The following is a 21,116-nucleotide window of genomic DNA, read 5'->3' as shown; positions in this document are numbered from 1 at the left end:
ATGACTACCGCGAATCTGAAGGTAACGCGCGCTATCAGCCAGCACTTGAAAGATGATCTGAGCTTGTACCGCCGCGCGCAGAGAATGCTGAGCTGGGACTCTATTACTGTGCCGCAACGGGACGTGATCTGGGAGGGGAAGCACGCCATCGGCAATCGTCTTGCATGGCGGCTTCAACTCTTGGGCGGTCTGCTGGGGGAGTGGTGATGCGAACCGTATTTGCCCACTGCATGGCAGCGCTTCTGTTGCTCGCCCCGTCATTGTTGTCGGCACTCGGCCTGGTGAAAGGCTGAAGATGCGCTGCGCCCGTATCAAGGACCATGCGTCATTTCGTCCTGCCACAGATCTGCTGCGCGAGCGTGCGGCGCAGGTGCCGACACCCCCTGGGGATGAGACCGCAAAAGCCGAGCTGGAAAAGGCCATGATGCTGCTGCGCTCACGTAAGCGGCCAAACCATCAGATCGGCGTCGCCTATTCCTGGGCGGCCACTGCCAGGCCAGTGCGCAGGCACATCCTGGCCCTGGCGGGCCTCTCCCCGGACCGCTGGGAATCCCCCATTCACTCCTTTACCGAAGCCGAACGCATGGCCATGCGCCATGCCGTGCTGCGCGCAATCTCGACCTACGAAAGAGCCCTCAATGCAGTATAGAAAAGTCGATGCGAAGACGCGACGCCAGCACAAGGCCTTTCTCGATTCGCCTCAGTTTGCCAGCGAACTGGAACGCATCCCACTGAAGTGGCGCGGCCGTGTTGTCAGCCAGGCGCTTGAGCTCATGTCGGTATGGCACTGGCGCCGGATCTTCGAGCCGGTCGCCCTCGATTTCGTTCGCGACTTCGCCGCGCACTACGTGCCGGCCGGGATTGATCTGTCGCAGGACGACGCTGAAATCTGCGCCACTGCCGAGAAGGCCGCAGAGAACGTCAAGAAGATGCTTTGGAAGGCGATTTCCGACACGCACGCCCGCGACATCATCGAGCAGGAATGCAGCGATTACGGCATTGACGTGCCCGAGGTGGACGACGATGACCTGCGCGCCATCATCGCGCGGGTAGTGGACCCACGCTGGTGGCGCCGTCAACTGCGCAAGGTGGTCGGCCGCGCCTTCGAAGGCGGCAATATCCGCTTGGGCTATGTCCACTATCACGGCGAGCCCTATGCCAGCAATGATGCGGTGCTGTCGCGCCTGGCGCAGAACAAGCGCAATGCGGCGGCCCTAGAAGCAACGATGGTGCGCAACGAAGCTGGCCAAGAATTCAGCATCGCAGAGCTGGCAGAGAAGACCACCGCCAACAAAACCATTCGGCGCGGTGAGCTCATGCTGCGCATCAACGGCTTTGAAACCATTGCGCGAGAGTGCAAGGACGAAGGCCTGTTCCTCACATGGTCTTGCCCCTCCCGCTTTCACGCGACGCTACACAGCGGGAAGCCCAATCCGAAATATGACGGCTCCGATCCGCGCACGGCTAACAAGTACCTGGGCAAGATGACTGCGCTGGCTCGCTCGGCGTTGGCTCGTCGCGGCATCGGCTTGTACGGCTTCCGGATCGCTGAACCGCATCACGATGGATGCCCGCACTGGCACATGCTGGTGTTCGTGCGCGCTCTGCCGGGCTACACCACCCCACACGTCAAGGACGTGGCCGGCCGCGCTATCCGCGTGATGAAGCGCTATGCCTGGCGCGCGGACCGTGGCGAGCCGGGCGCATTCAAGCGCCGGCTTGACGTGAAGCGCATTGACTGGTCGAAGGGCAGCGCCGCCGGCTACATCGCCAAGTATGTGGCCAAGAACATTGATGGCGTGGCCGACCACAAGACCAAAGAAGGTTACGTGGTGACCACTGACACGGCCGGCGATTATGAGCTGACGCCATCGGCGCGCGTAGAAGCCTGGGCCGCCCGCTGGGGCATTCGGCAGTTCCAGCAATGGGGTGGCGCACCTGTGAGCGTCTGGCGCGAGCTGCGCCGCGTTCCGGCAGACATGGTGCAAGAGGCGCCGCCAGCGATGGCGGCCGCCTGGGATGCCGTACAAAAGGTCGAGGGCGAGAAGCGTGCATGCTGGGCCACCTATTTGCGCGCCCAAGGCGGTGCCATCGTGAAGCGCGACGATCTGATGGTCACTCTGGCCAAAGAAACCAAGACTGTCACTGGCCGCTATGAAGAGTGTGAACGAGCAATGCCCTATGGCGTCCAGTGCCGCCAAATGGTCGGCGTGGTGTTCAAGTCCGTTCGGCATACATGGACGCCAGTTCAAGGGCACGACGCCCGCACATCGGCGGGTTCGGGGTTCCCTTGGACTCGTGTAAATAACTGTACGCAGCCCGCTGGACCTGACTTTGCGGCCGATGTGTCCTTCGAGCCGAAGACATCACCAGCACCTGTCATGTTCAAGCCCGACCAGGCCGCGCAAATCGATCATGCCTGGCTCGCCCTGGGTGCATGTCCCTGGCCTCGACCGGTGGTGGACGACATGCCGACATGGCCAGGGCCAGCCATGACCGCCGATGAACAGCGCCGAGCCCTGGCCGCATGGGATGCCATCAAGGCGTGCCCCTGGCCACGCGTGGTGCCTGTGCAGGACAAGTCACCGCGCCACGGCACGCCGCGCCAGGTCGCCGACTGGCGCGCCGGCCGGCTCGATGTGACCGAACTTCCGATTGATACCAACCCAACGAAAGGGAACGCCCCATGACCGCGTTTCGTGTCGTCGTGCGCACTGCCAGCGCACGCCATTCTTACACCGCCATCGCAGCCCATAGCTGCGACGTGATCGCCGCCGCCGTCGATCGTTTTGGCGTGTGTTCTGTTACGGCCACCAAGGAGAAGAAGCAATGAATGCACCTGTGAAATTTGATGTAATCGCCGCTGCGAGCAAGTCGCGTGACTTCGTGATGCAGCCCCCGCAGTCCCTGGACCGCATCACGTTCAACACGCCCGACGATGGTGTAATGGCCGGCTATGTGTCGGTCATCCGTCAGCACTTGGGCAATGGCCAGCGCTTCGCATGGGTGGAACTGGATAACGAACTGGCCGGACAATTTCGGGGCGTGCCACTGGCCGATATCATCGGCTGCGACAACTGCGGTCCAGCGCGACGCCAAGCTGCCGCCGCCAACGATTCACGCCGCTTGTGCCTCACTGACTACAGCGGCACCCTGGCCGATCAACTTCGAGCAGCGGGCCGCACATGAGAGGGAGCGCGTCAAAGTTGCATGTGGTAAGCCTCTCAGGCGGGAAGGACAGCACCGCCACCGCCCTGATGGCAATCGAGCTCCACGGCCGCGAGGCCTGCCGCTTCGTCTTCGCCGATACCGGGAACGAGCATGAGGCGACCTACGCTTACGCCCTCGACTATCTGCCGCAGGCGCTGGATATCACGGTGGACGTCGTGAAGGCCGATTTCTCCGAGGAGTTCGCCACCAAGCGGGCCAATTTGGCCAGGATCGCCGCAGGAGAGCCGGAATCAGCCGTCTATGGCAAGCGCAAGTTCATGTACGCCTGGACACCCGAGGCCGCAGCGCTGGCGTTGGAATGGCTGGTCCCGACTGGAAATCCGTTCTTGGATCTCTGCATGCTTAAAGGTGGTTTTCCCTCCCGCAAGCGACAGTTTTGCACCCAGCATCTGAAGCGTGATCCGCTCACCGAATACCAGCTAAATCTTGTCGAAGCTGGCTGGCTAGTGGAGTCCTGGCAGGGTGTGCGTGCAGATGAGTCCGAGGCCCGGCGCTGGTTGCCGGCGTATGAATATTTGGGCGCTGGCATGTCCGTGTTTCGGCCGATTCTGCGCTGGAACGTGGCTGATGTGTTTGCTGCACATCGCGCCGCTGGCATTCAACCGAATCCACTCTACACGCAGGGAATGTCCCGGGTGGGCTGCATGCCGTGCATCAATTGCGGCAAGGCTGAGCTGTCGCAGATCGCGCGCCGATTCCCTGAACACATCGAACGGATCGCAGCATGGGAGCGCCTCGTATCCCAAGTCTGCCGGCCGCTCTCGCCGGTCTCATTCTTCCATAAGGGGACACAGGGGCATTCTGGCCAGGCCTCGACCATTGCGCACGTCGTCCAATGGTCCAAGACCTCCCGCGGCGGTCGCCAGTTTTCACTGCTGACGGACTTAGACGAGCCGACTGCTTGCTCGTCTGCCTACGGCCTTTGCGAATAAGACAGAGAGCGAACATGAGCGATATTTTTCTGGATGACGCGAGCCTTGACAGGCTGACCGGAATTCGCCGCGGCAGCACGCGCGCAGGTGTCAAGCAGACCAAGTATGAAATGCAGGCGGCGTTCCTGCGCGCAATCGGGATTCCTTTTATCGTGAATGCGCGCGGCCGACCGGTGGTCCTGCTGTCGGCGGTAGAATCGCGCCGCACGGCAGAGGCCCCGAAAAAGGGATGGAAACCAGCAGTGATTGGGGCATGACATGGGGCGCAGGCCGTCGAAAAATTCGAATCTTCCACGTGGCGTGCGTGCGCGAGAGCAGCGCAGTGGAGTGATTTACTACTACTACGATGCCGGCGGCAAGCCGCGTCGTGAGATTCCGCTCGGCTCTAACTATGTCGAGGCCGTGCGAAAGTGGGCCGAACTGGAGGCGATGCCGCCTTCCACTGTGTCCAGGGTGGTGACCTTCCGCTATGCCTGCGAGGTGTACCAGCAGAAATACATGCTGGATAACAGCCCCAAGACCAGGCGCGAGAAGCTACGGCAGTTCCCGTTCCTCTTCGAGTTTTTCGACAATCCCCCGGCGCCGCTCGAAGAAATCAAGCCGATCCACGTGCGCCAGTACATGGCCTGGCGCAGCAAGAAGCGCCAGGATGCTCTGCGTGAGAAGGGGCTTGAGGTGAAGGGCGACGAAGGGCGCGTGGCGGCCAATCGCGACAAGGCGCTGATTTCGCACGTCTGGAATGCGGCGCGGGCCGAAGGGCTGACCGATTTGCCCAATCCCTGCGCCGGCATCAAGTCATTCCGCGAGGAGGGACGGGACGTTTATGTCTACGACGACATGTATTCCCAAGTATGGGAGAAGAGCGGCCAGGTGCTGCGCGACGCCATGGATCTGGCATACCTGCTCGGCGGCCGGGTAGCCGACGTGCTCAAGGTAGACGAGAAGCACATCCGTGAGGGTGCCATCGAGGTGACGCAGAACAAGACCAACAGCAAGGTGCGTATCGAGATTACGGGGGAGCTGCAGGTTCTCGTCGACAAAATCCTGGCCAGGAAGAGAAGTATTGTCGGAAAAGTAACTACAACCCGTCTGCTGGTGAACGAAGAGGGCCAGCCGCTCACCTATGAAACTTTGCGGAGCAGGTTCGACAAGGCGCGGGAAGACGCCGGTATTCCGTTTGCCGAGTTCCAGTTCCGGGACCTGCGCGCTAAGGCCGGAACGGACAAAACCGATACCGAAGGGGTGAGGGCGGCGCAAGGACAGCTCGGCCACAAGAGTGTGACGACGACGGAAATCTACGTCCGAAAGCGGCGCGGCCAGAAGGTGACGCCGACCAAGTGAACAAGCCGCCTCCGGGCGGTTTTTATGTACCCAATTTTAGCGCCTACTAATGCGAGCTATTTCAGGGCGGCGTGCGTAAGTGCGAAAATTGCGGAGCAAAGCCAGAATTGCGGAGCAAAAAAAAGCGGCCTGCATCGCTGCAAGCCGCTTCTGTTCTGGTGCTGATGGGCGGAATCGAACCGTCGACCTACTGATTACGAATCAGTTGCTCTACCAACTGAGCTACATCAGCAAAAGTCCGCGATTATAACGGGTTCTTTCCGCTTCTTCCACACCCCGGCCAGAAATTTTCAGCTTTCTACCCCCTCGGGCAGGCCCGCCAGGCCTGCGCTAGCCTCACAACATAGCGTTCAGCCATCAATTTTCTTGTCCTCTTCCTTGGCCTCTTCCATGGCATCCGGTTCCAATTCCTCAGCAGAACGGTTGCAATAAATGAAATATCCCCATGCCGCCAGCAAGACACCGGTCCCGACCAGCAGAGCGGCAGCATAGATCATGTCCGCCGCTTCCTCATGCGCCGCACGGAAGGTCATCACCAGTCCCTCGATAGCCAGTGCCACGATCACCACCACGAAAAACCGCGACAGGAAGCGCCGCACCCGCGTCGGCGCGCTGATGTTGGCGTCGCGCACCACCTCTTCCTCCGTAATGGTCTCGGCAATCTGGAATGCCACCACCGCAGCCGCCAGGATGCCGATGGCCTCGATCAGCTCCTGGGCCTGCGGCAGCCCCAGGCCTTCGCTGACCGCCTCGTAACCCATGCTCGCCGCAATGGCGATCAGCGCCAGGGCGCCCAGTGCAAACAACAGCGCGATCACCGCATGCACTACACCAAAGACCGCCGTGATCTGTTTCATTGATTCCTCCCGTCCGTTTTGTGATGAGCGATTGGACTGATGAGCCGCATAAAGGTTGTCGCCACGGATCATCGTTGTTTGTTTCCGCGGGGAATCAATATCGGCTGCGGCCGCGCGCTGCGGGCATCTGCGAGCAGGAGGCTGACCGAGACCTCCATCAGTCTTACAGCGTTTTCAGACGAAGCGGGATGCAAGGGCGGCATAGGGTAGCGCAACATCGATGCATCAGCACTGATCGTATCCCTAGCCAGTCCGTGCAGAATGTCACCGGCTGGCGCAACCGCAGAGGAGGCCATCATGCCGCAGACCGCATGGAGCAAGAAACGTGAACGCCAGTATGAACACATCAAGTCCGGTGCCGTCAAACGCGGCACCAGCACCCGGCGCGCCGAGGAGATCGCGGCCCGGACCGTCAACAAGGAACGGGCCCAGCACGGTGAATCCAAGACGGCCAGCAAGACGTCCACCCAAGATATGTCACCCTCTCGACGGGGCGGCCTGCGCTCTCATGCCGGATCTGGCGGCCGCACGTTCAAGCAGTTGTATGCGGAAGCGGCAGCGCGCGGTATCAAGGGGCGTTCGTCGATGAACAAGGCTGCACTGGAAAAGGCGCTTTCCCGATAAGTGGAAATGGCAACGTCACGCAAAAACTAAAGAACCGTCCGCAATACCCTGTTCCAAAACTAAGTAAACCGGCGTAAAGCGTAAACAATTAAAAAAATATGCGCGAGCAGGCCGCCAAACGACAGCGCCCCCGATCTGCATCGGGGGCGCTGCTTTGTTTCATGCCCTGAAGTCCAGCCCGCAAGCCAGCCCGCAGGGCAGGGCGACCGATCTTACTTGGTCACCGCCAGCACGGTACGCTGTCCACCCTTGTACGTGTACAGGGTCAGCGAACCATCCTTGACATCGCCCTTGGCATCAAAGGCGATCACGCCGGTCACGCCCTTGTGGCTGATCTTGGCCAGTTCGGGCAGGTACTTCTTGGGATCGGCGGAGCCGGCCTTGGCCATGGCGTCAGCCACGGTCATGGTGGCATCGTAGGCATAGGCTGCGTTGTAGACCACGTCGATGCCGAACTTCTTCTTGTAGGCTGCGCGGAAATCATCCATGCCCTTCTTGCCGGAAGCATCCACGCCACCGGCTTCGGCACAGATCACCTGGTCTTCGCCCAGGCCATCACCGGCCAGGCCCGGCAGGGAGCCGGTACAGATGCCGTCGCCGCCCATGAACTTGGCGCCGATGCCCAGCTGCTTCATCTGGCGCAGCATCGGGCCGCCCACGGCGTCCATGCCGCCGAAGAAGATCACGTCCGGCTTCTTGCCCTTGAGCGAGGTCAGGATGGCGTTGAAGTCGGTGGCCTTGTCATTGGTGAACTGGGTGCCGACGATGGTGCCGCCGGCCGCCTTGGCGCCCTTGGCGAATTCTTCTGCCACGCCCTGACCATAGGCGGTACGGTCATCGATCACGGCGATCTGCTTGGTGCCCAGCTTCTGCACGGCATACTTGCCCAGTGCGGCGCCCAGCTGCGCATCGTTGGCGACCACGCGGAAGGTGGTCTTGAAGCCTTGCTGGGTATACTTCGGATTGGTGGCCGAGGGGGACACTTGCGGGATGCCGGCATCGCTGTAGATCTTGGAGGCCGGAATGGTGGTGCCGGAGTTCAGGTGGCCGATCACCGCGGCGACCTTCTGGTCGACCAGCTTGGTGGCGACCGCAGTGGCTTGCTTGGGATCGGAAGCATCGTCTTCACCCAGCAGTTCGAACTTGACCTTCTTGCCGCCAATGGTGAAACCCTTGGCGTTCAGTTCTTCGACGGCCATGCGCGCGCCGTTCTCGTTGTCCTTGCCCATGTGGGCGTTGGGGCCGGAGAGCGGGCCCACGTGGGCGATCTTGATGACTTCCTGGGCATGCGCGGCGCCTGCGAATGCCAGACCGATGGCGGCAGTTAATGGAATAATGGCGCTCTTGAATTTCATAACACTCCTCTGTAGATTGGATTGACCACTTTTAATGTTTTGTCTCACAACACAGTTATTCAGATCCTTGTTGCGGCGACCAAGCGGACTGCTTTGCTTTCGTCTCCGACTTTCTGAATAATGCGACGGTACAACATAAGAATCGGCCAAGCCAAGCAATTTTTGCGAGGCCGGCCTGAACCATCATCCTCGACTCTGTCCCATGGCCGCCAAACTTCACACCCTCGACAAGGTGGATCGCAAACTGCTCAACATGCTGCAGAAAGACAACCAGATCTCCACACGCGTTCTGGCTGAAAAACTGCACATCTCGCAACCGACCTGCCTGCGCCGCATCCGCGAACTGCGCGAGGCCGGCATCATCAGCGCCGAAGTGGCCATGGTCGATCCCTTCGCCCTCGGCTACGGCATGCTGGCCTTCCTGGAGATCTCGCTGAACAACCAGTCCGACCAGCACATGCAGGACTTCGAGCAGCGCATGGCCAAGGAGGCCGAGGTGATGCAGTGCTACTTCGTCTCCGGCGAATACGATTACTTCCTGGCGGTCCACGTCATCGACATGGATGCCTACTATCAGTTCGTCAGACGTGTGATCTCGGGATCAGGCAATGTGCGCCACTTCCAGTCGCGCTTCCCGATGAAGCGGGCCAAGTTCACCACCCGCATCGCCTTCGATGAAAAGGCGGTCGAAGTACAGGTGCGCGTGCCCGGCTGAACGCTTGCCGCCTGCCCGCGCGGGATTGGCGGCCAAGCTCATCCATTGCGTTTTGTTAGATTTCGGGGCGTCCATCCCTCGGGATGTACCCGGATTTACTAACTTTTTCATTTTGCTGGCCTGCGATCCCGTTGTGCAGGAGTGTCCGCACGGCAGGGCAGGCACGTACTTTGCATTGCAGTGCGGTTGTCAGTTGTGTTATTTTCGGGGGCATCCCGCAGTGTGCGATGAAGAGGTCTCCCGCCGCTGCGTCTTCGCTGAAGCAGTACCGTGGTCATCAGCAACAAGAGCGGACACAGATCAGCACCCAGCGCCGGGCCCGTGTGGCCGGCCCGCCAGCAGTACCCGCAATCCCTATCATCCACCGTCCGCGGCCCATGCCGCAGGGCGCAGCCTTGCCCGGTGCCGCAGGTTCTGCGAAGCCATCCAGCTACTCCTGCAGCACGCTGCAGAACACAGAAAGGAAATCCCGCACGATGCACGAAGTCGAGTTATTCATCCAGGACATGGCCATCATCATGCTCATTGCCGGCATTGTCACCGTCGTCTTCAACAAGCTGAAGCAGCCGGTGGTGCTGGGCTACATCGTGGCCGGCGTGATCATCGGTCCGCATACGCCCCCCTATGACCTGATCCAGGATGAGAAGACCGTGCACATTCTGTCGGAACTCGGGGTGATCTTCCTGCTGTTCTCGCTGGGGCTGGAATTCAGTCTGAAGAAACTGGCCAAGGTCGGTGCCACCGCCTTCATCGCGGCAGCGGCCGAGATCCTGCTGATGATCTGGATCGGCTACGAAATCGGCCTCTACTTCGGCTGGAAGCGCATGGACGCCATCTTCCTGGGCGCGATGCTGGCCGTGTCCTCCACGACCATCATCGTCAAGGCCTTGAATGAACTCGGGATGAAGAACGAGAAGTTCGCGCAGATCATCTTCGGCATCCTGATCGTCGAGGACATCCTCGCCATCGGCATGATCGCGCTGCTTTCCGGTGTGGCCACCAGCGGCTCGGTGGATTCCACAGAAGTCTTTACGACGGTGGGCAAGCTGGTGCTGTTCATGACGGTCTCGCTGGTGGTCGGTATTCTCGCGGTGCCGCGCCTGCTCAGTTTCATCGCCCGCTTCAAGAGCAACGAGATGCTGCTGGTGGCCGTGCTGGGCGTGCTGTTCGGCTTCTGCCTGCTGGTGATGAAGCTGCAATACAGCGTGGCCCTGGGCGCCTTCCTGGTCGGCGCGGTCATGGCCGAATCGCGCCAGCTGCACCGCATCGAACGCTTGGTCGAACCGATCCGCGACATGTTCTCGGCCATCTTCTTCGTGGCCATCGGCCTGCTGTTTGATCCCAACGTGCTGGTCAAGTACTGGATGCCGATCACCATCATCACGCTGGCCGTGGTCTTCGGCAAACTCATCAGCTGCGGCCTGGGTACCTTCGTGGCCGGGCAGGGCGGGCGCACGCCGATGCGCGTGGGCATGGGCCTGGCGCAGATCGGCGAGTTCTCCTTCATCATCGCCGCACTTGGCCAGAGTCTGAAGGTCACCAGCGATTTCCTCTATCCCATCGTGGTGGCGGTCTCGGCGGTGACGGCGCTGCTCACCCCTTACCTCATCAAGGCCGCCGACCCGCTCTCGGCCAAGGCGGTCACGCTGGTGCCGGCGCGCGTCTCGGGCCTGCTGGGCATGTACTCGCGCTGGCTGGAAAGCCTGCAGCCAACGGGCGACCGCGCCGAACTCACGCGCATCATCCGCCGTATCCTCATGCAGGTGATGGTGAACCTGGCGCTGGTGATTGCGGTGTTCCTGGCGGGGGCCTTCTTCGTCGATGGCCTCTCGCGTCAGCTCTCGGCGTGGACGCCCGATCCGGAGGTGCAGAAGGCCATCATCTGGGGCTGCGCGTTGGTCATTTCCTTGCCCTTCCTGATCGCCACTTACCGCAAGCTGCAGGCGCTGTCGATGCTGCTGGCGGAGGTCAGTGTCAAGCCGGAGTTCGCGGGAGCGTATACTTCCGGAGTGCGCAAGGTGGTCTCGGAGGTCTTGCCCATCATGTCCATCGTGGGCATCATGCTGCTCATCTTCGTGCTCAGCGCCAGCATCCTGCCCCCGTTGAACCTGCTGGCCTTCGTGCTGGCCGCCGCTGCCGGGCTGCTGTGGTTGCTGTGGAGCAAGCTGGTCAAGCTGCATTCACGCCTGCAGATCGCGCTCTTCGAGACCCTGGACGAACAGCCGGACGACGTGCATTGAACATTGCCGATCCCGCAAGCTGAGAATTTTTTGCGTTGCCAAAAAGGGAACGCTCCCGGTTTTATTTACGTTGAACTGAACCATCATGACTCAAGACGAACTCAAGCAAGCCGTGGCCAAGGCCGCCATCGACTACGTGGTCGACGGCGAAATCATCGGCGTGGGCACCGGCTCCACGGCCAATTTCTTCATCGACGAACTGGGCAAGATCAAGCACCGCATCAAGGGCGCCGTGGCGTCCTCCGAAGCGACTGCCGAGCGCCTGCGTTCGCACGGCATCACCGTGTTCGATCTCAACGAGGTCGAGACCATGCCGGTCTATATCGACGGTGCCGATGAAATCAATGGCAGCGGTGCCATGATCAAGGGCGGCGGCGCTGCACTCACACGCGAGAAGATCGTGGCGTCCGTGGCGCAGAAGTTCGTGTGCATCGCCGATGGTTCCAAGCTGGTTGATGTGCTGGGTACTTTCCCGCTGCCGGTGGAAGTGATCCCGATGTCGCACGCCGTGGTGGCCCGCAAGCTGGCCGCACTGGGCGGTGAGCCGCGCCTGCGCCTGAACAAGAATGGCGACGGCAAGCCGCTGGTTACCGACAACGGCTGCTACATCATCGACGTGCTGGGCCTGGCCATCACCGATCCGGCCGACATCGAAGACAAGATCAACAACATCGTCGGCGTGGTCACCAATGGCCTCTTCGCGCGCCAAGGGGCCAATGTTTGCCTGCTGGGGACGGCCGAAGGCGTCAAGAAACTGGAGTTCTGAGAACCTCCGTTTTCTTGGTCGCAAACAAAAATGCCCGTGTCGCAGGACACGGGCATTTTTTTCATCTCGATGATTTCAGGCGGATGCCTCAGGGCTGGCTGGCCTTGGCCTCATCCCGAGCAATCACCACGGTCATGCGCGCCGGATCGATGTACTTGCGCACGGCCGCATTCAATTGGGCCAGCGTCAGGTCGGCCAGCTTCAGGTCCAGCTGCTGCTGCCACAGGAAGCTGCGGTTCAGGTTCATCAGCGCGCTCCAGCTGGTGGCGATGCCGCCATCACCGGCGCGCTGCTGGTTGCGTTGCTGCAGGATGCCGGACTTGGCGCGCAGCAGTTCCTCCTCGGTGAAGCCATCCTTGATGAGAAGGGCGATTTCTTCGCGCACGGCGGCATCGACCTTGTCCAGGTTCTGCGGGGCAGCGATTGCGCGCACGCTGAAGTAGCCTGCATCGCTGATGGCACCGACCTGCAAGCCGCTGTTGATGCCATAGGACAAACCATCCTTCTGGCGGATGCGATCCGCCAGGCGCGACTTCAGGCTGGAGCCGCCGAGCAGGTAATTGGCCACGGCCAGGGCCGGATAGTCGGGATCATCATCGCGCAGGCGGATGTTCTGGCGGGCCAGGTAGACACCGTTTTCCTTGTCCGGCGTATCGATGAGGATGCGCTTGGGCGGGATGTCGGCCCAGGTCTGCAGCACGCGCGCATAGGGGGCGGCACTGGTCCAGCCGCCGAAGGCCGCATCAATGGCCTTGCGTGCAGCTTGCGCATCGAAGTCACCGACCACGGCGACTTCGCCATACGAGGCGCCGTAGAAGCGGCGATGGAAGGCCTGCACCTGTTCCAGCGTCACCGCCTGCACGGCAGCGATGCGTTGTTCCAGCGTCTGCGCAGCGCGCCAGTCGCCGTCCGGGTAATGGTTGAAGTGCAGTTGCAGCGCTTCGCCGGCACGCGCGTCCGGCTCCTTGCGCGTGGCTTCCAGCGCCGCCACGGTCTCATTCTTCAACTGCGCGAATTCAGCCGGATCCATGCGCGGATGGCGCAGTACTTCGCCTACCAGCGCAAACGCAGGGACCAGATTCTCGCGCGTGGTCTGGAAGCGATAGACGTTGCCGTTGATCTTCAGGCGCGTGAATTCATCGGCCAGCTGGCGGCGATCCAGATCGCGCGTGCCGCGCATGAGCATGGCCGCCGTCAGCGAGGCGACCGTACGCTGGCCGAACAGGCTATCGGCATCGCCAAACTCCAGGTTCATGCTCACCGAGACCGTCTGCCCACGCGATTGCTTGGGCAGCAGGGCCAGCTTCAGTGCGGTGTGGGGCGGCTGGCCTGGCGCAATGCGGGTGGTACGCTGCTCGATGTTGCCCGGTGCCGGATCAAAGGCTTCGCCCGAGGCGATGGCCGGGCGCGGCTGGTATTGCGCCAGCAGCGATTCCACGCTCGGTGCGGGCGGGACCTCGGCACGCTGCGGATGATCTTCCGGCAGGTAGAGACCGACCGTACGGTTGTCGCGGCGGAAGTAGCGGCCAGCCGCCGCAGCGATGTCAGCGCTGGTCAGCCGCTGCTCCAGATCGCGTTCGATGAAGACCAGACGCCAGTCACCACGTGCAATCGCATTGGACATCGCCACTGCCATCTGCTGTGGATTGTTCTGCAGCGTCTCGAAGTTGTTGGCACTCTCGCGGCGCAGGCGTGCCAGTTCCTCGGCGGTCGGCGGTGCGGTGCTGAAGGATTCGACGGCGCTGATCATGGCCTGCTTGACTGGTTCGATGTCAGCGCCTGCCTTGACCTGCGCCACGATCATCTGCAGCCCCGGCGCGTAGCCGCTCAGCGGCATCGCATAGACCTGCGTGGCCAGTCCCTTTTCCACCAGCAGCTTGTGCAGGCGGCCATTGGGCGTGTCGGTCAGGATGTCGCTGGCAAACGAGAGGGCGGTGGCATCCGGATGCAGCGCGGAGGGCATCTTGTAGCCCAGCGCCACCAGTTGCAGGTCGCCACGGCGGCGAATGGCGAACTGGCGTTCGCCGTCCTGAGTCGGCTCCACGGTCCAGAATTCAGGCAGCTTGCGCTTGGGCTTGGGCAGGCGGCCGAAGCTCTGGTTGACCCATTGCAGTACCTGTGCCGGATCGAACTTGCCGGCAATGAGCAGCACCGCATTGTCGGGCTGGTAGTAGGTGCGGTAGAAGGCTTGCAGGTTCTCGATGCGCACGTTCTCGATGTCGCTGCGCGCGCCGATGGTGTTGCGGCCATAGCTGTGCCAGTCGTAGGCCACGCTCTGCATGCGCTTCAACATCACGCGCGAGGGCGACGTCTCGCCGGATTCAAACTCGTTGCGCACCACCGTCATCTCGCTGTCGAGATCCTTGCGCGCGATACGGGAATTGACCATGCGGTCGGCTTCCATGGCAATCGCCCATTGCAGGTTGTCCTTGCCGGCCTCGAAGGTCTCGTAGTAGTTGGTGCGGTCCAGCCAGGTGGTGCCGTTGAAGTTCATGCCGCGCTTGCTGAATTCTTGCGGGATCGCCGGGTTGTGCGGCGAGCCCTTGAACATCAGGTGTTCCAGCAGGTGCGCCATGCCGGTTTCGCCATAGTTCTCGTGGCGCGAGCCGACCAGGTAGGTGATGTTGACCGTGACCGTGGGTTTGGAATCGTCGGGCAGCAGGAGCAGCTTGAAGCCATTGGCAAAGCGGTATTCGCTGATGCCCTCGGCGCTGGGGCCTTGCGTGACGCCGGCTGGCAGCGTCGGCGCAGCGCTGGCCGTGGCCGCGTGGGCCCAGGGGGAAACAAAGGTAAAGCCGAGACTGACGGCAAGCACGGCAAGGCGCAGATGACGCAGGGACAAGATGAGCTCCAGCGGGAAGTCGGTAGGGAATCAGGGTTCGGAGTCGGCATTGTAGACGAGCCGGCCGCCGCGATGCGTCAGCCAAAACAAACGCCGCCGTGGCGAACCAGGGCGGCGTTGCGGCCTTGCTCAAGCGACCAGGGCAGCTTATTCGCTCGGCGGCACGTAACCGGCGGCGGCATCGGCGCCTTCGCCGAAGAAGTGCTTCTCCATCTGCGCGGCCAGATACTTGCGGGCGCGGGCGTCGGCCAGCATCAGGCGGTTTTCGTTGACCAGCATGGTCTGGTGCTTGAGCCAGGCGGCCCAGGCTTCCTTGGAGACACTTTCATAAATGCGCTTGCCCAGCTCGCCCGGATAGGGCGGGAAGTCCAGGCCTTCGGCTTCCTTGTTCAGTTTGATGCAATGGACCATGCGTGCCATGTCGATTCCTTGGTTCGTTAAGTTGAAATGCCTGGGACGGGCGGGCCAGCGATGGGGGTCAGCGGTTGAGCCTGCTCACGTCCTGACGGAAAAATGATTAATACAAATTCTTGATCAATACCTGCGACTTGCGCTGCCAGTTGTAGATCTGCTGGCGATCTTGCGGCAGGTCGTTGACACCGGCCAGCACGAAGCCGCGCTTCAAGAACCAGTGCGAGGTACGGGTGGTGAGCACGAAGAGCTTGGTCAGCCCGGCTTCGCGCGCACGGGTTTCGATGTGCTTCAGGATACGGTCGCCGTCGCCCTGGCCCTGCACTTCCGGGTTGACGGTGAGGCAGGCCATCTCGCCCATGCGCTCCTTGGGGAAGGGATACAGGGCAGCACAGCCGAAGATGACATTGTCGTGCTCGATCACGGAGAAGTAATGGATTTCCCGCTCGATCAGTTCGCGGCCGCGCTTGACCAGGGTGCCATCGGCTTCCAGCGGTTCGATCAGCTTCAGGATGCCGCCGACGTCCTCGATGGTGGCCTGGCGCAGGCTTTCCAGGTTCTCGTAGGTGACCATGGTGCCCACGCCATCGTGGGTGAACAGTTCCAGCAAGGCCGAGCCATCGGTGGAGAAGGGCACGATGTGGGCGCGCGAGACGCCGGCGTTGCAGGCCTTGACCACGCTGGCCAGATAGAAGGCCGCATCCGAAGGCAGGAAGCCGGCCGACAGCACGGCCTCAGCCTGGTGAGAAGACAGCTCGCGGATTTCAGCGCCGCCGGCATCCTTCATCAGCGGGGTTTCGGACAGGAAGATCAGTTTTTCGGCCCGCAGCGCGATGGCGGCGGACACGGCCACGTCTTCCATGGTCAGGTTGAAGGCTTCGCCGGTGGGCGAGAAACCCAGCGGGGAGAGCAGCACGATGCCGCCTGCGTTCATGATGGGCTGGATGACGTCGGCGGCGATCTTGCGCACCACGCCGGTCAGTTGCAGGTCCACGCCATCAATCACGCCCATCGGGCGGGCGGTGACGAAGTTGCCGGAGATCACGCGGATGGCCGAATGCGCCATGGGGGTATTCGGCAAGCCCTGGCTGAAGGCAGCCTCGATGTCCAGGCGCAGTTCGCCGGCGGCTTCCTTGGCGCATTCGAGGGCAGCGCTGTCGGTCACCCGCAGGCCGTTCTGAAAGCGCGCCTCGACATTGCGCAGGGCCAGCTGTTCGGCCACCTGCGGACGCGAGCCATGCACCACCACCACGCGGATGCCCAGCGCATGCAGCAGCGAGAGATCCTGGGCCAGCACCTGCAAGCCGCCGGCCGTGACCAGCTCACCCGGGAAGGCGACCACGAAGGTCTTGCCGCGGAAGGCGTGGACATAGGGCGCGACGGAACGCAGCCAGTTGACGAATTCGGTCTGTTTTTCCATGACGCGCATTATAACCAGCGTCGCGGCGGCCCGTAGGCTTGCGGGCCGCATCGGGGCAGATTTCTTGCGCGGATGTTGCAAAGCGGAGCCAACCGGCCCGCAAGCCGCCCCCAAACCTGCACCATCGGCCGTCCACCCGCATGCAGCCTGTCCGGGCGGGCGGTGGCAGGTATAATGTCGGCCTCATGTCCGTTACCAAAGCACCCAACACTCCCCCCGGCGGCCAGGCGCAGCAGAACCCGCAACAAGATCGTCCGCGCGGCCCGCGCGAGCAGCGAGGTCCGCGTCGCACCGCCGCCGAGCCAGCCGTCCATGCCGCGTCGCCCGTGCGCAATCCGCTGCCGCCGGTCACTTTCCCCGAAGAGCTGCCGGTCTCCGGCCGCCGCCACGAGATCGCCGAGGCCCTGCGTGCCAATCAGGTCATCATCGTCAGCGGCGAGACCGGTTCCGGCAAGACCACCCAGCTGCCCAAGATCTGCCTGGAGCTGGGCCGTGGCGAGAAGGGCCTGATCGGCCACACCCAGCCGCGCCGTATCGCCGCCTCTTCCACCGCCAAACGCATCGCCCAGGAACTCAATTCCCCGCCGGGCGAGCTGGTCGGCTACAAGGTCCGCTTCAACGACACGCTGTCCAAGGGCGCGTGGATCAAGCTGATGACCGACGGCATCCTGCTGGCCGAGACGCAGACCGATCCGCTGCTGCGCCAGTACGACACCATCATCATCGACGAGGCGCATGAACGCAGCCTCAACATCGATTTCCTGCTGGGCTACCTGAAGCAGTTGCTGCCCAAGCGCCCCGACCTGAAGATCATCATCACTTCGGCCACCATCGATGCCGACCGCTTTGCCCGCCATTTCGGCCGCGAGGTCAAGGGCGAGCTCGTGCCGGCCCCGGTGATCGAGGTCTCGGGCCGCCTGTATCCGGTGGAGATTCGCTACCGTCCCATCGACAATGCTGACCGCAGCGGCGTTTCCACCGAAGTGGCGCAGGCCCGTGCGCGCGCCGAGGGCCGCGCCAGCCAGGCCCAGAAGGACCGCGAACAGCGCGACCTGATGGATGCCGTGGTCGATGCCGTGGACGAACTGGCGCGCATCGGTTCCGGTGACGTGCTGGTGTTCCTGCCGGGCGAGCGCGAGATTCGCGATGCTGCTGAGGCGCTGCGCAAGCATCATCCGCCGCATGTGGAGATCCTGCCGCTGTTTGCGCGCCTTTCCGCCCAGGAGCAGGAGCGCGTCTTCAAGACCAGCAATGCCCGCCGCATCGTGCTGGCGACCAATGTGGCCGAAACTTCACTGACCGTGCCGGGCATCCGCTATGTGGTCGATGCCGGTCTGGCCCGTGTGAAGCGTTACAGCTATCGCAACAAGGTCGAGCAGTTGCAGATCGAACCGGTGGCACAATCGGCAGCGAACCAGCGTGCCGGCCGTTGCGGCCGGGTGGCGGCGGGCGTGTGCATTCGCCTGTATGACGAGCAGGATTTCCTGCAGCGCCCCAAGTTCACCGACCCCGAGATCCTGCGCTCTTCGCTGGCCTCGGTCATCCTGCGCATGAAGTCGCTGCATCTGACGGATGTGGAGAGCTTCCCCTTCATCGAACCGCCGCTGGGCCGCGCCATTGCCGACGGCTACCAGCTCCTGCAGGAACTGGGCGCGGTGGAAGAGCAGGGCGGCGTCAATCGCCTGACCGCGCTGGGCAAGCAGCTGGCCCGCCTGCCGCTGGATCCGCGCGTGGGCCGCATGATCCTGGCCGGCCGCGACAACGCCTGCCTGACCGAATTGCTCATCATCGCCGCAGCGGTCTCCGTACAGGACCCGCGCGACCGGCCCATGGATGCGCAGAATGCCGCCGACAACGCCCACAGGAAATTCGCCGACGAGAAGTCGGAATTTGCCAGCTATCTCAAGATCTGGAAGTGGTTCGAAGAGGCCATCGCCCACAAGAAATCGAATCGCCAGTTGCAGGAACATTGCCGCGAGAATTTCCTCTCGCAACTGCGCCTGCGTGAATGGCGCGATGTCCATTCGCAGCTGCTGACCATCGTCAAGGAACAGGGCTGGCGCCTCAACGAAGCACCGGCCACCTACGATCAACTGCACCTGGCCTTGCTGACCGGCTTGCTGGGCAACGTCGGTTTCAAGAGCGAGGACGATGCGCAATACCTGGGCGCGCGCGGCATCAAGTTCAACATCTGGCCCGGTGCGCACCTGACCAAGAAGCCCGGCCGCTGGGTGATGGCGGCCGAGCTGGTGGATACTGCGCGCCTGTATGCGCGCTGCGTGGCCAACATCCAGCCCGAGTGGCTGGAAAAACTCGGCGGCCATCTGCTCAAGAAATCCTGGGGCGAGCCGCGCTGGGAAAAGCGTGCCGCCCAGGTCACCGCCTCCGAGCGCGCCACGCTCTATGGCCTGGTGGTGTACAGCCAGCGCCGCATCAATTACGGCAAGATCAACCCGGCCGAAGCGCGCGAGATCTTCATCCGCGATGCGCTGGTCGGTGGCGACTTCGAGACGCGCGCGCCGTTCTTTGCGCACAACCAGAAATTGGTGCGCGAGATCGAGAATCTGGAACACAAATCGCGCCGCCTCGATGTGCTGGTGGACGATGAACTGATCATCGGTTTCTACGACAAGCTGATCCCGCACGACATCTGCAACGGGGTTGATTTCGAGAAGTGGCACAAGGAGGCCACTGCTGCCGATCCCAAGCTGCTGTACCTGAACCGTGACGACCTGATGCGTCACGAGGCAGCCGGCGTGACCACCGAGCTTTTCCCCAAGACCATGAACGTGGCCGGCATCGCCATGGCCTTGAGCTATCACTTCGAGCCCGGTGCGGCGCGCGATGGCGTGACCCTCACCGTGCCGCTGTATGCACTCAACCAGGTCTCCTCGGACCGCTGTGACTGGCTGGTGCCGGGCATGTTGAAGGAGAAGGTGCACCTGCTGCTCAAATCCCTGCCGCAGAAGCTGCGCCGCCATTGCGTGCCGCTGCCCGATTACGCGGCGCGTTTCTGCGAGCGCATGGAAGAGCGCAAGACCTTCGGCCGGGGCAACCTGATCGACGCCATCATTGCCGACATCCGTGAGCAGATCACGATTCTGGTCAAGCCCAGCGACTTCAAGCAGGAGACGCTGTCGGCGCACCATGCGATGAACTTCAAGATCGTCGATGAGCATGGACGACAGCTGGAGATGGGCCGCAATCTCGCTGCCCTGCAGGCCGAATTCGGCGGGCAGGCGCGCCAGCAGTTCCAGAAGCTGGCCGAACAGGTGGCCATTGCCCCGCGCGAGGATGAGGACAGCGCCGCACCCACGCCCGCTGCTGTATCCGGCAAGCCGGTTCCGAGCGCAGCCCTGGCGGCTCCCGCTTCGGTGGGCGAGTACAGCAATCTCACCAGCTGGAGTTTCGGTGAATTGCCGGAGCTGCTGGAGATCACGCGTGGCAGCGGCAAGCAGGCACAGACACTGATTGGATTCCCGGCGCTGGTGGATCGCAAGACGCATTGCGATCTGGAAGTTTTCGATGATCCGGCCGAGGCGGCGCGTTTCCATTACGCCGGCCTGCGTCGGCTGTTTGCCTTGCAGATGAAGGAGCAGCTGAAGTATCTGGAGAAGAACATTCCGGGACTGCAGCAGATGGGCATGCAATTCATGGCGCTGGGTTCGCAGGAAGAGTTGCGTGAACAGATCCTCAACGCCGGTCTGGAACGGGCTTTCCTGCAGGACCCGCTGCCGCGCAACGCCGATGAATTCAACCGCCGCCGTGATGAAGGCAAGGCGCGTCTGGGTTTGCTGGTCAACGAGATTGCGCGCCTGTGCGGCCAGGTGCTGGCTGAGTATCACGCCCTGCCCAAGAAGCTGCAGGGCATCAAGGCCCATGCGGCTGCGGCGGCTGACATGCAGGCGCAGTTGTCGCAACTGGTGGGCAAGCGTTTCGTGGCGGAAACGGATTACGGAAATCTCAGCCACTATCCGCGTTACCTCAAGGCCATCAACGTGCGGCTGGACAAGCTGCGCGCCGATCCGGCTCGCGATACGCGGCTGCTGGCGGAGTGGAATTCGGTGGCCTTGCCCTACCAGCGCGCCCTGAAGGACCGCGCCGGCCGGGTTGATCCCAAGATGACCGAGTTCCGCTGGATGCTGGAGGAACTGCGCGTGTCGCTTTATGCGCAGGAACTGAAGACGCCGATGCCGGTGTCGGTGAAGCGCTTGCAGAAGGTGTGGGAGAGCATGCAGCGGTGAGGATGAGCCAGACGGAGGCTTGCTCTTCGTCCTGGCGGATGTTGTGCGAAAGAAGAACGTGCAGAAGTAATGTGAGCCATAAAGTCGCTGGTGCCCGCAACACTCTCCCTGCCGAAGCAATGTCAACACAGCGTCACA

The 21,116-nt window shown here is 62.2% G+C and carries 17 protein-coding genes and 1 tRNA gene; 12 read left to right on the top strand and 6 right to left on the bottom strand.

The genetic code is table 11. From position 1 onward, the window contains the following. Positions 1 to 295 precede the first annotated feature (295 nt). The 7 genes from MKD49_RS03430 (at position 296) to MKD49_RS03400 (ending at position 5,504) form a co-directional block, all read left to right on the top strand. Positions 296 to 649, top strand: coding sequence for a hypothetical protein (locus MKD49_RS03430; RefSeq protein ID WP_252695458.1), 354 nt, complete (start codon positions 296 to 298; stop codon positions 647 to 649). After that, positions 639 to 2,690, top strand: a complete 2,052-nt coding sequence (locus tag MKD49_RS03425; protein WP_252695457.1) for a replication endonuclease — start codon at positions 639 to 641, stop codon at positions 2,688 to 2,690. Before MKD49_RS03430 ends, MKD49_RS03425 begins: the two co-directional genes overlap by 11 nt. Further along, positions 2,687 to 2,833: a hypothetical protein gene (locus tag MKD49_RS03420; RefSeq protein ID WP_008330650.1), complete on the top strand. Its 147-nt coding sequence runs from the start codon at positions 2,687 to 2,689 to the stop codon at positions 2,831 to 2,833. The genes MKD49_RS03425 and MKD49_RS03420 overlap by 4 nt, the downstream gene beginning before the upstream one ends. Further along, complete coding sequence (locus MKD49_RS03415) at positions 2,830 to 3,189, top strand: hypothetical protein (protein ID WP_252695456.1); 360 nt, start codon at positions 2,830 to 2,832, stop codon at positions 3,187 to 3,189. The genes MKD49_RS03420 and MKD49_RS03415 overlap by 4 nt, the downstream gene beginning before the upstream one ends. After that, positions 3,186 to 4,163: a phosphoadenosine phosphosulfate reductase family protein gene (locus MKD49_RS03410; protein WP_252695455.1), complete on the top strand. Its 978-nt coding sequence runs from the start codon at positions 3,186 to 3,188 to the stop codon at positions 4,161 to 4,163. The genes MKD49_RS03415 and MKD49_RS03410 overlap by 4 nt, the downstream gene beginning before the upstream one ends. A 14-nt stretch (positions 4,164 to 4,177) precedes the next feature. Further along, entirely contained in the window at positions 4,178 to 4,420 is a 243-nt protein-coding gene (locus MKD49_RS03405; RefSeq protein ID WP_252695454.1) for a DUF4224 domain-containing protein, read from the top strand. A gap of 70 nt (positions 4,421 to 4,490) precedes the next feature. Further along, entirely contained in the window at positions 4,491 to 5,504 is a 1,014-nt protein-coding gene (locus MKD49_RS03400) for a tyrosine-type recombinase/integrase (protein WP_252695453.1), read from the top strand. Between the two features lie 156 nt (positions 5,505 to 5,660). Here the strand turns inward: MKD49_RS03400 and MKD49_RS03395 are convergent. After that, positions 5,661 to 5,736 (bottom strand) — tRNA-Thr (locus tag MKD49_RS03395). A gap of 118 nt (positions 5,737 to 5,854) precedes the next feature. After that, positions 5,855 to 6,361: a hypothetical protein gene (locus MKD49_RS03390; protein ID WP_209582772.1), complete on the bottom strand. Its 507-nt coding sequence runs from the start codon at positions 6,359 to 6,361 to the stop codon at positions 5,855 to 5,857. Between the two features lie 297 nt (positions 6,362 to 6,658). Between MKD49_RS03390 and MKD49_RS03385 the strand changes: the two genes are divergently transcribed. After that, positions 6,659 to 6,985, top strand: coding sequence for a plasmid stabilization protein (locus MKD49_RS03385; RefSeq protein ID WP_134136882.1), 327 nt, complete (start codon positions 6,659 to 6,661; stop codon positions 6,983 to 6,985). A 212-nt stretch (positions 6,986 to 7,197) separates the two neighbouring features. Here MKD49_RS03385 and MKD49_RS03380 read toward each other — a convergent pair whose 3' ends face one another. After that, positions 7,198 to 8,340: a branched-chain amino acid ABC transporter substrate-binding protein gene (locus MKD49_RS03380; RefSeq protein ID WP_252695452.1), complete on the bottom strand. Its 1,143-nt coding sequence runs from the start codon at positions 8,338 to 8,340 to the stop codon at positions 7,198 to 7,200. Positions 8,341 to 8,542: 202 nt separating this feature from the next. Here MKD49_RS03380 and MKD49_RS03375 point away from each other — a divergent pair, with 202 nt between their 5' ends. The 3 genes from MKD49_RS03375 (at position 8,543) to rpiA (ending at position 12,061) form a co-directional block, all read left to right on the top strand. After that, positions 8,543 to 9,055: an Lrp/AsnC family transcriptional regulator gene (locus MKD49_RS03375; protein ID WP_008331218.1), complete on the top strand. Its 513-nt coding sequence runs from the start codon at positions 8,543 to 8,545 to the stop codon at positions 9,053 to 9,055. A gap of 476 nt (positions 9,056 to 9,531) precedes the next feature. Beyond that, on the top strand, positions 9,532 to 11,295 hold the full coding sequence (locus MKD49_RS03370) for a cation:proton antiporter (RefSeq protein ID WP_034331239.1): 1,764 nt from the start codon (positions 9,532 to 9,534) through the stop codon (positions 11,293 to 11,295). 85 nt (positions 11,296 to 11,380) lie between these two features. Beyond that, positions 11,381 to 12,061: a ribose-5-phosphate isomerase RpiA gene (gene rpiA, locus MKD49_RS03365; protein WP_039784469.1), complete on the top strand. Its 681-nt coding sequence runs from the start codon at positions 11,381 to 11,383 to the stop codon at positions 12,059 to 12,061. A gap of 88 nt (positions 12,062 to 12,149) precedes the next feature. Here rpiA and MKD49_RS03360 read toward each other — a convergent pair whose 3' ends face one another. The 3 genes from MKD49_RS03360 to argA form a co-directional block, all read right to left on the bottom strand. Beyond that, positions 12,150 to 14,903 (bottom strand): pitrilysin family protein, encoded by a 2,754-nt coding sequence (locus tag MKD49_RS03360; protein WP_252695451.1) that lies wholly within the window; start codon positions 14,901 to 14,903, stop codon positions 12,150 to 12,152. Positions 14,904 to 15,050: 147 nt separating this feature from the next. After that, on the bottom strand, positions 15,051 to 15,323 hold the full coding sequence (locus tag MKD49_RS03355) for an oxidative damage protection protein (RefSeq protein WP_008331210.1): 273 nt from the start codon (positions 15,321 to 15,323) through the stop codon (positions 15,051 to 15,053). Between the two features lie 97 nt (positions 15,324 to 15,420). Beyond that, a complete protein-coding gene (argA, locus tag MKD49_RS03350) occupies positions 15,421 to 16,734 on the bottom strand; it encodes an amino-acid N-acetyltransferase (protein WP_199725134.1) in 1,314 nt (437 codons plus the stop codon). 185 nt (positions 16,735 to 16,919) lie between these two features. Here argA and hrpA point away from each other — a divergent pair, with 185 nt between their 5' ends. After that, positions 16,920 to 20,978 carry an ATP-dependent RNA helicase HrpA gene (gene hrpA / locus MKD49_RS03345; protein WP_252695450.1) on the top strand — a complete coding sequence of 1,353 codons (4,059 nt, stop codon included), beginning with the start codon at positions 16,920 to 16,922 and terminating at the stop codon, positions 20,976 to 20,978. Positions 20,979 to 21,116: the final 138 nt, after the last annotated feature.

Source organism: Herbaspirillum sp. WGmk3, assembly GCF_023952535.1.
GTDB lineage: Bacteria > Pseudomonadota > Gammaproteobacteria > Burkholderiales > Burkholderiaceae_D > Herbaspirillum > Herbaspirillum huttiense.
The sequence above is the reverse complement of the archived record's forward strand: the minus strand, read 5'-3'. Positions and strand labels throughout refer to the sequence as shown.

Coding starts and splice junctions, on each gene's coding strand:
- MKD49_RS03430 (WP_252695458.1), top strand. CDS start 296: ATGCGCTGCGCCCGTATCAAGGACCATGCGTCATTTCGTCCTGCCACA.
- MKD49_RS03425 (WP_252695457.1), top strand. CDS start 639: ATGCAGTATAGAAAAGTCGATGCGAAGACGCGACGCCAGCACAAGGCC.
- MKD49_RS03420 (WP_008330650.1), top strand. CDS start 2,687: ATGACCGCGTTTCGTGTCGTCGTGCGCACTGCCAGCGCACGCCATTCT.
- MKD49_RS03415 (WP_252695456.1), top strand. CDS start 2,830: ATGAATGCACCTGTGAAATTTGATGTAATCGCCGCTGCGAGCAAGTCG.
- MKD49_RS03410 (WP_252695455.1), top strand. CDS start 3,186: ATGAGAGGGAGCGCGTCAAAGTTGCATGTGGTAAGCCTCTCAGGCGGG.
- MKD49_RS03405 (WP_252695454.1), top strand. CDS start 4,178: ATGAGCGATATTTTTCTGGATGACGCGAGCCTTGACAGGCTGACCGGA.
- MKD49_RS03390 (WP_209582772.1), bottom strand. CDS start 6,361: ATGAAACAGATCACGGCGGTCTTTGGTGTAGTGCATGCGGTGATCGCG.
- MKD49_RS03385 (WP_134136882.1), top strand. CDS start 6,659: ATGCCGCAGACCGCATGGAGCAAGAAACGTGAACGCCAGTATGAACAC.
- MKD49_RS03380 (WP_252695452.1), bottom strand. CDS start 8,340: ATGAAATTCAAGAGCGCCATTATTCCATTAACTGCCGCCATCGGTCTG.
- MKD49_RS03375 (WP_008331218.1), top strand. CDS start 8,543: ATGGCCGCCAAACTTCACACCCTCGACAAGGTGGATCGCAAACTGCTC.
- MKD49_RS03370 (WP_034331239.1), top strand. CDS start 9,532: ATGCACGAAGTCGAGTTATTCATCCAGGACATGGCCATCATCATGCTC.
- rpiA (WP_039784469.1), top strand. CDS start 11,381: ATGACTCAAGACGAACTCAAGCAAGCCGTGGCCAAGGCCGCCATCGAC.
- MKD49_RS03355 (WP_008331210.1), bottom strand. CDS start 15,323: ATGGCACGCATGGTCCATTGCATCAAACTGAACAAGGAAGCCGAAGGC.
- argA (WP_199725134.1), bottom strand. CDS start 16,734: ATGGAAAAACAGACCGAATTCGTCAACTGGCTGCGTTCCGTCGCGCCC.
- hrpA (WP_252695450.1), top strand. CDS start 16,920: ATGTCCGTTACCAAAGCACCCAACACTCCCCCCGGCGGCCAGGCGCAG.